This is a genomic window from Prauserella endophytica (assembly GCF_005146945.1).
Lineage (GTDB): Bacteria > Actinomycetota > Actinomycetes > Mycobacteriales > Pseudonocardiaceae > Prauserella_A > Prauserella_A endophytica.
Map to the genome: position 1 here is coordinate 21,195 of NZ_SWMS01000043.1, position 10,339 is coordinate 31,533.

At 66.7% G+C, this 10,339-nt stretch carries 10 protein-coding genes and 1 pseudogene; 4 read left to right on the forward strand and 7 right to left on the reverse strand.

The genetic code is table 11. From position 1 onward, the window contains the following. Positions 1–361 precede the first annotated feature (361 nt). The 3 genes from FCN18_RS36525 to FCN18_RS36535 all read right to left on the reverse strand — a co-directional run bounded on the left by FCN18_RS36525 (position 362) and on the right by FCN18_RS36535 (position 3,142). On the reverse strand, positions 362–1,192 hold the full coding sequence (locus tag FCN18_RS36525; RefSeq protein ID WP_110343991.1) for a M23 family metallopeptidase: 831 nt from the start codon (positions 1,190–1,192) through the stop codon (positions 362–364). Positions 1,193–1,504: 312 nt separating this feature from the next. Then, positions 1,505–2,026, reverse strand: coding sequence for a VanZ family protein (locus tag FCN18_RS36530; protein WP_158303263.1), 522 nt, complete (start codon positions 2,024–2,026; stop codon positions 1,505–1,507). A 261-nt stretch (positions 2,027–2,287) separates the two neighbouring features. Further along, positions 2,288–3,142 carry a class I SAM-dependent methyltransferase gene (locus FCN18_RS36535; RefSeq protein ID WP_228714318.1) on the reverse strand — a complete coding sequence of 285 codons (855 nt, stop codon included), beginning with the start codon at positions 3,140–3,142 and terminating at the stop codon, positions 2,288–2,290. 242 nt (positions 3,143–3,384) lie between these two features. Here FCN18_RS36535 and FCN18_RS36540 point away from each other — a divergent pair, with 242 nt between their 5' ends. Continuing rightward, positions 3,385–3,666 (forward strand): hypothetical protein, encoded by a 282-nt coding sequence (locus FCN18_RS36540; protein WP_206078076.1) that lies wholly within the window; start codon positions 3,385–3,387, stop codon positions 3,664–3,666. A gap of 362 nt (positions 3,667–4,028) precedes the next feature. Here the strand turns inward: FCN18_RS36540 and FCN18_RS36545 are convergent, their stop codons facing one another. From FCN18_RS36545 to FCN18_RS36560, 4 genes are read right to left on the reverse strand one after another with little or no spacing between them, the layout of a single operon-like run. Then, a complete protein-coding gene (locus FCN18_RS36545) occupies positions 4,029–6,353 on the reverse strand; it encodes a heavy metal translocating P-type ATPase (protein ID WP_110343994.1) in 2,325 nt (774 codons plus the stop codon). A gap of 27 nt (positions 6,354–6,380) precedes the next feature. Next, positions 6,381–7,334, reverse strand: coding sequence for a hypothetical protein (locus FCN18_RS36550; protein WP_110343995.1), 954 nt, complete (start codon positions 7,332–7,334; stop codon positions 6,381–6,383). A 28-nt stretch (positions 7,335–7,362) separates the two neighbouring features. After that, positions 7,363–7,569: a heavy-metal-associated domain-containing protein gene (locus FCN18_RS36555; RefSeq protein ID WP_110343996.1), complete on the reverse strand. Its 207-nt coding sequence runs from the start codon at positions 7,567–7,569 to the stop codon at positions 7,363–7,365. A gap of 19 nt (positions 7,570–7,588) precedes the next feature. Beyond that, positions 7,589–7,870, reverse strand: coding sequence for a metal-sensitive transcriptional regulator (locus FCN18_RS36560; RefSeq protein ID WP_110343997.1), 282 nt, complete (start codon positions 7,868–7,870; stop codon positions 7,589–7,591). A 132-nt stretch (positions 7,871–8,002) separates the two neighbouring features. Between FCN18_RS36560 and FCN18_RS36565 the strand changes: the two genes are divergently transcribed. The 3 genes and pseudogenes from FCN18_RS36565 to FCN18_RS39930 form a co-directional block, all read left to right on the forward strand. Further along, complete coding sequence (locus tag FCN18_RS36565) at positions 8,003–8,251, forward strand: ferredoxin (protein WP_110343998.1); 249 nt, start codon at positions 8,003–8,005, stop codon at positions 8,249–8,251. 350 nt (positions 8,252–8,601) lie between these two features. Next, positions 8,602–10,008, forward strand: coding sequence for an MFS transporter (locus tag FCN18_RS36570; protein WP_206078077.1), 1,407 nt, complete (start codon positions 8,602–8,604; stop codon positions 10,006–10,008). Then, positions 10,008–10,339, forward strand: a pseudogene (locus tag FCN18_RS39930) (hypothetical protein); the annotation flags it as partial. The gene FCN18_RS36570 and the pseudogene FCN18_RS39930, both read left to right, overlap by 1 nt.

Genomic DNA, 10,339 nt, shown 5'->3' on the forward strand with positions numbered 1-10,339 from the left:
TCTACGATCCATCATAGTACCTGGTCGGGGACTGCCTGGCGACGTCGGACTCCGGCAACCGCCCACCAATCAGCGCCGCGCCGACGGTGATGAGCCCCGCGCCCGCGAGATACTCACCGGCGGACCGTTCACCAGCACCTGCGGGCACGTAAACGGCGCGCCGAGCGACAATCTGGGACGCCTCATTCTGCTGCACCGGCAGTCTCAGCGCGGCGTCGACCACAAACCACGCGACGACAGGACAATCGCACCAGAGCGGTCCATCAGCGGAGCGGTAAAATACCTCGTAGGGGTATTTTGGCCAAACCCGAGAGCAATATGTGACATCACCCAGTGAGGCAGCGACGGAGGGCGTGTCTGGCTAGCCGATGTTCGCTCCGCCTTCTTGCAGCCAGGCGAGCGGGTCGATCTTCCGACTGGACGGGTCCCAGACCTCGAAGTGCAGGTGCGGACCGGTGGAGTTGCCCGTGTTCCCGACCTCGGCGATCACCTCACCGGCCTCGACTTGCTGCCCTACACTTACCGCGTAGGAGTTGATGTGGCCGTAGACAGTGATGGTGCCGTCCTCGTGCTGGATGCGCACCCACAGCCCGAAACCGCTGGCGGGACCGGCATCGAGCACTACCCCCCGCATCGGCGCGACGATCGGCGTGCCGGTCACGTTCGCGATGTCCAGGCCGTAGTGGGTGGTGCCCCAACGCGGCCCGTAGTTTGACGTAATCGTGCCTTGAACTGGCGCGACTACCCGATGCCGCGCCTCCTCCTCCGCAGCCTCCCGCGCGCGCCGTTGCCGTTCCGCCTCCTCGCGGGCGATGCGGTCCTTTCTGGCCTGCTCCGCCCTGTCCAGCAGCCTGACCTCGTCACGAGCAGACCGACTGGGAGCAGAAAGTACCAGTGGCCCGGAGCCTGCCGTGGGGCCCCCGATGCCTGTGGCGGTGGCGGCTGTGCTGACCTCGCTGTTGACGTCAGCGAGAAGGTTGACGCGAGGTTCGTGCTGGGTTGGCGGCGACCCGGCCAGGAGCTGGAGCGCCGCACTTCCAGCCCCAGCGGCGACACTCAGGAGGACCGTTGCCGCCCGCAGGTTCGGGGTGGGCCCGCGGCGGGTCGTCGCCGCTGAGCGCCGCGTTGGCACGGTGCGGCTGCCTGGAGGGACGGGTATCAAGTTGTGCTCATGGCCGGCTGGCCGGGGCATGCGATGTCGGGGCACGCGTTGCCTCTTCGGGTCGGGGTCGGGTTGCCGAAGCGGGCCTGCTTCGTTGCGCGAACGTTATCACTATCCTGCATAGTAGGTTTGTGGGGTCAGCTTTGAGGCCACGCCCACCGCCTCTCCCCGCCCATCACGACCGCTGTGGATCGACCCGGCAGACTCGCAGTCGGTTCTCACGGTGTCGGTAGCTCGAAGCACCAGCACGGCGCGGCCCGCTTCGTCACGCGGCCCATGGGACTACCGCTGACCGGTGGTCGATGGTGCAAGGGCACGTCGGAGCGTGGCCGGTCCGAGCTACTACCAGCCCCCTCGGTCGCCGACGCGCCGGAGCACAAAACTGCCGAACGCCACACCGAGCAGCGCACCGCTGATATTGGCGACCAGGTCGGACAGGCTGCAATACCTACCTGCGAGCTGCGTCTGCGCCGCCTCGATGACCAATGGCAACAGAAGTGCGAGTGCCACGCCGGGCAGGACCCGGCGAGTCGTTACGACGATCGCCCCCGCGAGAGGAAGAAGCAGGACGAGGTTGAGCAGGTCACCGGCAACACCACCCCCAGAATGCAGGATTTCGCGGGTCAAATCCGTGAAATCATCCGGCAGGCAGGCCAGCACACCGTTTCGATGCTGCTCGGCGCCAGGCGTGAGGGTGACTGCCAGTGCCGCAGTGAACAGCAAGAGTGTCACCAAGGTGGCCCTAAAGGACCAGTTGGTGCGCCGAGCCAGTTGCCGGGCGAGTAGCACGCTGACGAGCGTGCCAACGACCAGAACTGCCAGCGTCCAGACAGAAAGGGGCACGTGGCTCCCGAAAACCGTCACCGTCACTCCTCACCGTCGGCCAGCCGGGTACCCACCGCGAGATCGTGCCGTGAATGGCGGTCTCGGAAACTAACGACGGCGGACGTGCTACATCGTCGGCGACACCGCTTTACGTTTCGACACTGGTGGACGCGAGTGCCGCAGAACGCTAGTGCAGCAAGGTTGACCGCCCGGTGGCGAGGCTACGGCGGCCGTGCACGGAAGAAGCCGAGGTGGGCAAAGCCTTCGAATTGTCACCATGCCCTTGATGATGGCCGTCGCTCACACGAGAGGACGCCGAGCGGCCACTAGATAGCCGGTTCCCATCCACCGGCGGGTTCCACGACTCGCCGTCCTCTCCGGATGGTCGCGCCATTGCCGTGCCCACCGCCGGGCCAGCCTGTCGAGTGGTGGCACGAGGGGCGTGAGGTCGTAGTAGACGACGTCCTCCGGCTGCATTCCAACCTGATGCAGCATTCGCCGCAACGTTTTCGCACCGACCGCGCGAATGCCGGAAACTCGCGCGCCGTGGCGGTTCGCAGCCGGTACACCCAGTCGCCGCTCAAGGCGACCGAGAAGCCGGAGTGCCGGCCAGTAGACACCCCATTCGAAGAGCCGATACGGGCTGGCCGGATTAAGCATGGTAACCAGCATGAGTCCACCCGGGCGGACGACGCGGGACAGCTCTCGCAAAGCGCGCGGCAGGTCCGTGTACTCCAGCACGCCCATGGCGACGACCACGTCGAAGCTTGCGTCGCCGAAAGGCATGTCCTCGATAGACGCCACCACCAGTTCGACATTGGTTGCATCAAACGTCCTGTCGACGACGGCCTCGATCATGGCGGGGGACCTGTCGCACGCCGTAATGTGGAACTTCTCTGCGCGCGTGTCGAGCAGTCGGCGTACCAGCATGCCCGGACCACATCCGGCATCGAGGAGGTCACCGCCAGGGCAGTCTTTCAGGAGTTCCTGCACGACGTGCAGCCGAGAGTGGAAGTACCGCGCAGTTGGCCCCCAGCCGTCGTGCGCGGCGACGTATCCCGCGGCCTCGGCCGCATCCTGGTATTGACTTGCGACTGCGGCCGAGCGTGCCGCGCGGTTGGCCAAACCGAGGCGTCTCCCGCCGGGGATGGGCACACCTGCCTCCATCGTGATCCGCGTAGCACGTCCGCCGCGCCGCCTCGAACAGGCCCGGTGCCTGCACGGTCGATGCTCTAAGCCGCCGTAACTACTATTACCAATAGGACTAGTCGGGCGAGCGCACTGGCCCGTTACAGCCGTCTCGCAACCGTCTACGCCTCCACACGCCTTGGATTCCCGCGACATACTATTAGTGATAGTATGTCCTGCGGGAAGCCGTCACGAGAGGATCCGGGCCCGTGCCGAAGAAGGCCGCATCACGGCTCCGCCAGCCGCAGAAGGTGAGCTACAGGCCGGGGTACCGGCGGAGGTTGCTTTGGCGGATCGCTGGTTTCGCCCTGATGGGAATCGGCGTAGTGGTGGTGCTTGTCCACATGGTCGTGCACCTCGGCAACCTGCATTTCCTCCCGACCACTGGCTTGCAGGACCTGTTGACCGGCTACCCAGTGGGCGGACTGCTGTTTCTGCTCGGCGTGGCACTGGTGAGCCGTCAGTATCAACCACGACGTCACAGCCACTGAGCGACAGCGACGCCAACACCATTGCGCCGGATGATGCGATCCACGGCCACATCCGTTTGAGCATCGGCCACAACGAGGCTGACGAGCTGCCTCAGTGGCATTGCGAGAGAGCGGCCACAGGCAGGGTTCGCTGGGTCTCTCAACTCTCGTTCAGCACTCGGCCCGGATCGCGCCGATGGCCAGCAAGGCATAGTACGTCGGTCAGCAGCTCATGTCCGATGGCAAAGCCACCTGGATGGAAGCCGGCCTCATCAGGACGTCAGGTCCCTGCCAAACCGATGGGTGCACAAACTCAATGCCGTCGGCGCTCACCGTGCACGTGCGCGGTGAGCGCCGACGAGGCTGATAGCGGATTGGATTGCTCAGGCGGCAACCGGCTCCTTGACTCTCACTTCCGTCTCGCCGTGTGCTGGTGCGGCATCGGTGATGGCGCTGCGGAACCGCTTCAGGCGGAGGCTGTTGCTCACCACAAACACCGAGCTGAACGCCATGGCGGCGCCCGCGATCATAGGGTTCAGCAGCCCCACGGCAGCCAGCGGCAGGGCAGCCACGTTGTACGCGAAGGCCCAGAACAGGTTGCCCTTGATGGTGCGCAGGGTCGTCCGCGACAGCCGGATCGCGTCCGCCGCGACCCGGAGATCCCCGCGCACCAGCGTGAGGTCGCTGGCCTCGATGGCGACATCGGTGCCTGTGCCCATCGCCAGCCCGAGGTCAGCCTGCGCGAGCGCGGCCGCGTCGTTGATGCCGTCGCCGACCATAGCCACGACCTTGCCCTCGGACTGCAAGCGCTTGACGACGTCCACCTTATCCTTGGGGAGGACCTCGGCGACCACCTCGTCGATGCCGACTTCGGCGGCTACCGTGCGCGCGACGGCCTCGTTGTCACCGGTGAGCAGGACGGGGGTGAGTCCGAGCTCGCGTAGCTGGGCGATGGCCTCGGCCGACGTGGGCTTGACGGTGTCGGCGACCACGAGAACTGCGCGGGCCTGCCCGTCCCAGCCCACCGCCACCGCTGTCTTGCCCTCCCGCTCGGCTGCCGCCTTCGCCTCCGCCAGCTCGGACGTCAGGTGCTGGCTCCACTCTTCGAGGAGCGCGGTGCGACCAACGAGCACGGCGCGGCCGTCGACGATCCCCTGCACGCCGAGACCTTCGACGTTGGTGAACTCGTCAACGGCGGGCAACTCCCCCACCTTCTCCCTCGCGCCCCGGGCGATGGCCTGCCCGATTGGGTGTTCCGAGGCGTCCTCCAACGCACCGGCCAAGCGCAGGACCTCGTCGCTGTCGACGCCGTCGGCGACGTGCACGTCGGCCAACGCCATCTTGCCGGTGGTCACGGTGCCCGTCTTGTCCAGCACGATCGTGTCGATGCGCCGAGTCGACTCCAGCACCTCCGGACCCTTGATCAGGATACCCAGCTGGGCACCCCGCCCGGTGCCGACCAGCAGCGCCGTGGGGGTCGCCAGGCCCAGCGCGCAGGGGCACGCGATGATCAGCACCGCGACCGCGGCCGTGAAGGCGGCCGACACGGCGCCGCCCGTACCGAGCCAGAACGCCAAGGTCCCGACGGCAAGGGCGATGACGATGGGAACGAACACTGCGGAGATGCGGTCGGCCAGCCGCTGCACCGCTGCCTTCCCGGTCTGCGCGTCCTCGACCAGCTTCGCCATCTGCGCCAGCTGCGTGTCCGTGCCGACGCGGGTGGCCCGCACGACGAGCCTGCCACCCGAGTTCACGGTCGCACCCACGACGGTGTCACCAGGGCCGACTTCGACGGGCACCGACTCGCCGGTGAGCATGCTCGCGTCGACCGCGGAGTTGCCCTCCTCGATGACCCCGTCCGTGGCGATCTTCTCGCCAGGCCGGACGACGAAGTGGTCTCCCACCGCCAGGTGATCGGTGGGGATGCGCTCCTCCCGGCCGTTGCGCAGCACCGCCACGTCCTTCGCCCCGAGTTCGAGCAACGCTCGCAGCGCGGCGCCGGCGCGGCGCTTCGAGCGCGCCTCGAAGTAGCGTCCGGCAAGGATGAACGTGGTTACCCCTGCGGCGACCTCGAGGTAGATGTTGCCGTCGCCGCTGATGCGCTGAATGGTGAGCTCGAACGGGTGGGTCATGCCCGGTTCGCCGGCGCTGCCGAGCAGCAGCGCGTACAGCGACCAGCCGAAGGCGGCCAGCGTGCCCATCGAGATGAGCGTGTCCATCGTCGCCGCACCATGCCTCAGGTTCGCCCACGCCGCCCTGTGGAACGGCCAGGCCCCCCATACCACGACCGGCGCCGCCAGTGTCAGCGAGACCCACTGCCAGTAGGTGAACTGCAGCGCCGGGACCATGGCCAACGCGATCACGGGCACCGACAACACCAGCGAACCGATCAGGCGGTGCCGCAGGGACTGGGTCGGATCGTCCTCCTCGGCGGTCGGCTCCGTCGCGGGTTCGGCCTTCTTCGGCCGCGGCAGCGCCGCCGAGTAGCCTGCCGCCTCGACCTGTTCGACGAGCCTGTTTGGGTCGAGATCGCTGGGGAAGCTGACCTTGGCCTTCTCGGTGGCGTAGTTGACCGTGGCGGTGACGCCGTCGAGCTTGTTGAGTTTGCGTTCGATGCGCATCGCGCAGGACGCGCAGGTCATGCCGCCGATCGCCAGTTCGATATCGCGACCGGGAGCCTGCTGGGATTCGTGCAGGTCAGAAGTCATCGTGGTGTTTCCTTCCGTGGTCGCTGGTCAGCCGTGGCCGCCATGGCCGTCACCGGTCCCCGGTGCCGGCGGCTGGCTGGGCGCCTCCGTGGTCCCGGTACTGCTCACGGTGAACGCGGCGGTGTGGACCTTGTCTTCGTGCTGGAAGTCCAGGAACAGCCGGTAGGCACCAGCAGAGGGCACTTCCGCGTAGAAGGTGATTCCCGGCCCGGGCTTTGTGGTCCCGTCGCCTGGTTCACCGTCCGGGTGGACGTGCAGGTAGGCGAGGTCCCCGCCGCGTAACGCGACCAGGTGCCCGTAGGCGCCTAGGTAGGGCTGCAGGTTGGTGACATCCTTGCCATCCTTGGTGACGGTGAGCGTCACCTTTGAGGTCTGCCCCGGCACGAGATCGCCGTCGAGGCGCACCCGGTACCCGTCGACCTCGGCTATCCGCGATGACTCGTAGCTGACTGGCGCGAAGTCACCCGGCACGGCCAGATCGGCCCCGAGGGTCGTGCCCTCGCCCCCCGTCGGGGCGAAGTCAGCAAACGCTCGGTAGCTACCCGCCTGGGCGACGTTCAGGGGCACCGTCCAGGTGCCATCGGCCCTCATCTGCGGGTGAACGTGCTGGAACCCTGCCGTGTCGCGGCGCACCACGATGAGGTGCATGCGCTTCTCGTGTTCGACCTCGAAACGGGTGACCGGCTCGCCGTCCGGCCCGGTGATCTGGAAGGAGAACTGGTTGGTGGTCCCCGGGGTCAGCGTCGTGTTGGTGGGCGTGAGGGTGTAACCGCCCCTGGACGATGCGAGCCCCGCGGGCTCGTCGGGTTGCGTGGCCTCCGCGACGGTGCCGCTGTGTGTGTCCCCGTGCCCGGCGTCCTCGCCACCGGACGGGCCAGCTGCGCTGGTGAGGGGACCGACAGCGGTGCCGACCGCCCACGCGCCAGCGGCGACGAGGGCAAGGGCTACACCGTAGGCGGAGAGCTTCCCTGCAGTGTTCATGACGTTCCTGTCTGCTCCGCTGCCCGCGTCAGGCGGTCAGCTTGTATCCGGCCTCTTCAACAGCGGCGCGCACGTCGTCCACGCCGAGCTCCTGGTCGCTGGTCACAGTGACCTCGCCCGTGGGCAGGTCCACGGCCACGTCGGTCACCCCGCTAAGGGCCCCGACCTCCTCGGTCACCGAACGCACGCAGTGCTCGCAGGTCATGCCGGTCACGGTGTAAGTCTGCTGAGCCATCCGTCTTCACCTTTCTGCATCAAGAACGGACAAGTCGGGCGATAGCGTCGCTCGCCTCGCGCACTTTTGCGTCCGCAGTCTCGCCACCCTCGGCGATCGCCTCGGCCACGCAGTGCTTGAGATGTTCGTCCATCAGCCCGAGGGACACCGCCTGCAGCGCCTTGGTAGCCGCCGCGATCTGCGTCAGGATGTCGATGCAGTACTCATCGCTCTCGACCATCCGCTGCAAGCCCCGGATCTGCCCCTCGATGCGGCGCAGCCGCTTGAGGTAGCCGTCCCTGTCACCGGTGTATCCCCGCATTGTTCTCTCCTTACCTGCGTCAATGAGCCCCCATCTTACCCCTTACCCGTATCTAGGAGAGGCACGACTGGACCCGTCGACCAGTTCATGTATACCGTAGGGGGGTACGGCAGTCAATTGAGAGGATGAGCGATGCGGGTCACCATCGACTTCGAGAAGTGCGACAGCCATGCCGTCTGCGCACTGACTGCTCCGAAGATCTTTTGGGTCGACGATCACGGCTACACCCAGTTCGACCCCGCGCCGGACGAAGCCGAGCGGGAGAACGCTGTCCGCGCCGCTCAGCAATGCCCAGCGCAAGCGATCCAGATCGTCGAGAACCGCGAGGCAGGATGCGGGCGAGCGAGCAGACAACAGGGAAGCAACGGTCCACAACGATAGGCGCGAGCCGAGGCCAGCGACTGCCCATGCGCCACCGAGAACTCCACCAGATAAGGGCTGCGACATGGAAGAACTGTGGAGAACGCACCGAAGCGCCCGGGTCGGCGACTGGTTGGTATCCGGCGAGGCGGCGGTAAAACTGTGCTGTCGAACTCTGCTGCCATTGCTACAAGCCGGCGTGAAGCGCCGAGGTCGCCTGACATCCATCCGAGCGACCGTGGCTGTGTCCCGTACTCAGCACTGCATCAAGCCCGACTGACGTCAAGGCCCTCAATACCCCCCTAGCGTATATAGCAGAGCGGTGCTAGCTTCGCAGCGAACACATACCCCTAACTGGTATGGAGTACATGATGGCTACAACGACATCAGGCCAGCCGACAAGACGGCGATGGTGGGCGCTGACGCTCATCGCCGCAGCACAGTTCGTGGTGATCATGGACACCTCGATCATCGGAGCCGCGTTAACCCGGATACAGGCCGACCTGGGCTTCTCGCCGGAGAACCTGTCCTGGGTTTTCAACGCCTACGTCATCGCCTTCGGCGGCTTACTGCTGCTCGGCGGGAGACTTTCGGACCTGCTGGGCGCCCGCCGAATCTTTATGACCGGGTGGGCGGTCCTGCTCGCCGGATCGGCGGTAGCCGGTGCCGCAGGCGAAGTCTGGGTCGAGCTCACCGGCCGCGCGCTGCAGGGCGCCGGGGCCGCGCTCATCGCACCCTCGGCCCTGACCCTGCTGATGATGCTCTTCGGGAGCGAGCCCCGAGAGCTGGCCAAGGCCCTCTCGCTTTACGGGGCCGCCGCGCCCGCTGGTGGCACGGCGGGCGTGTTCCTCGGCGGCGTCATTACCGAGTACGTCAGCTGGCCGTGGGTCTTCTACATCAACATCCCGATCGCCCTGTTCGCTTTGGCCGTCGCCCCTGCCCTGATGCCCAAGGCGGCCGCACGGCGTGGCGCCACCGACCTGCTCGGTGCCGTGACCGTCACCGCGGGCCTCTCTGTGGCCGTCTACGCCATCGTCCGAGCTCCCGAGCTCGGCTGGGGCTCAGGGGGCACCGTGGTCAGCCTGATAATCGCGATCGGGCTCCTGGCAGCGTTCCTGGTCATCCAGGCCAGGAAGAGCGCCCCACTGGTGCGCCTGGGCATCTTCCGAACACCGGACCTGGGCGCCGCCAACGTCGCCCAGCTGTTGCTGGGTGCGGCATGGATCCCCATGTGGTTCTTCCTCAACCTCTACCTGCAGCAGGTTCTCGGCCTCGACGCCTTCGCGAGCGGTTCGGCCCTGCTGCCGATGACCACGGTCATCCTGCTCATCATGGTTGCGGCGGCTCCGCGCGTGGTGGCACGAATCGGAGCGAAACCCATGATCGTGAGCGGCCTACTCGTGTTGGCGCTCGGACTGTTCTGGCTCTCGCTGGCGCGGCCAGATGGCACCTTCTGGGCGGACGTGCTCCCAGCATCACTCGTCGCCGCCCTCGGCATGGCACTGGCGTTCGTTCCGTCACTGGGCACGGCCATCTCAAGTGCCCGCCCAGAGGAAGGCGGACTCGTTTCGGGAATCGTCAACACCAGCTACCAAATCGGCTCCGCACTAGGGCTGGCCGCGATGACAGCCGTGGCCACCTCGTTCGGCGCCAACGAACTTGGGAGCACCGGCGCAGTCACCACCGGACTTTCCGCGGCCTTCATCGGTACTGCGGCGATCGCCGTCGCGGGTGCGCTGATCGCCGGCGCCACCCTCCGCAGGAAGGCGGCAGCGTGATGCGACGGTTGCGCGCACTCGGTCCGGCCGAAGCGCCCGAGAAGTCCACCGAGTTACTCACCGCGATCCTCGATCGCCATGGCTCCGCGGGCGACATGGTCCGCACCATGGCCCACTCGCCCGCACTGCTGCGGGGCTACTTGGATTTCTCCCGGGCATTGAAACGAATGAAGGTGCCTCGCGCACTCAGCGAGAAGCTCGCGCTCGCGACGCAGGAGTGGATCGGATGCGCCACATGCCTGGCCGCCCACACCGAAGGCGCTAGGTGTACCCGGCCATCAGGTTGGTGGCAGTCGGCTGATCGGGGGTTTGGCTCCGAGTGCGCTGTGGC